Raw genomic sequence first — 945 nt, 5'->3', positions numbered from 1 at the left:
CAGTCCGCCACCGGTTTCGGTCACCGTCGGCAGCAGTCCCGCGGCATTGGCGTCGACGTTCGGATTCGCCGCTCCCAGCAGGAAGGCCAGGCCGTCCTGCACGCCGTCGCCATTGGCATCACCCTCGAAGGTCACGCCCGTCGCGCCGTCGAGCACCGACCAGTCCGCGAAGGGATCCGCAGTGGAAACCACGGCTCCGTAGAACTCCGCGGCGATGGTGTTCACGCCGGTGGTGCTGCCTCCCGTGAAGGAGTAGGTCGAGAAGCCGGGACCTTGGTTGGTGGCATATCCGGTGACGTGGCCCACCCAGTTGCTGCCCCGTTCAATCGCCGAGGTCTCGGTGAGCGGGAGATCCGCATCGACGCTGGTGACGTTGGCCGTGTTGCCGTCCTGTCCCATTCCGTGGGAGGCAATCACCGCCGAACCAACGAAGTTCAGCCCGATTCCCACCGACTTCGAGTTGTCCGGTGCCGGCGGCGCTGCCACTCCGCCAGCGCCGGGAGCGGTGCCGGACAAGGCGAAGGCCGTGACGATGTTTCGGCTGGAGCCGCTCTGGGCGCGAATCTCGCCCAAGTCCCCGGTGCCGTTGTCATAAAGTCCCGGGTTATCCAAATAATAGATGCCGTTGAAGTGTCTGTTGCCGTCGTCAGAACTGGTAGAGACCGCCAGAATCAGAGGCTCGTCCTCGTAGGTGAGGCTGGTGAATGGAGTGCTTTGATTCTCCTTGGTGGCGACGATCACCAGCTTGTCCGAGCCGCTGGCATCGAAGGTCATCGTGGCGACATCATTCTGCTCCGGATCAATCGCCAGGAACCCATCGACCGTCACCACTTCCCGCACCTCCTGGGCATTGACCGTGATGGTCGCAACTCCGCCGGTCAGGGCCGAGGTCGTGTCCAGCGGGTTGCTCGACAGATCCTCGAGGACCGCACCCGCCTTGATCTG

1 protein-coding gene is annotated in these 945 nt (G+C 63.8%); it reads right to left on the bottom strand.

The genetic code is table 11. From position 1 onward, the window contains the following. Positions 1-945, bottom strand: a 945-nt coding sequence (locus ACG2LG_RS23955; RefSeq protein ID WP_396263407.1) for a hypothetical protein, incomplete at both ends; no start/stop codon positions are given.

Origin of the sequence: Haloferula sp. A504 (assembly GCF_044385805.1) — a bacterium.
Taxonomy (GTDB): domain Bacteria; phylum Verrucomicrobiota; class Verrucomicrobiia; order Verrucomicrobiales; family Akkermansiaceae; genus Haloferula.
Note: the sequence above shows the minus strand (reverse complement) of the source record. Positions and strands in the feature narration are given on the sequence as shown.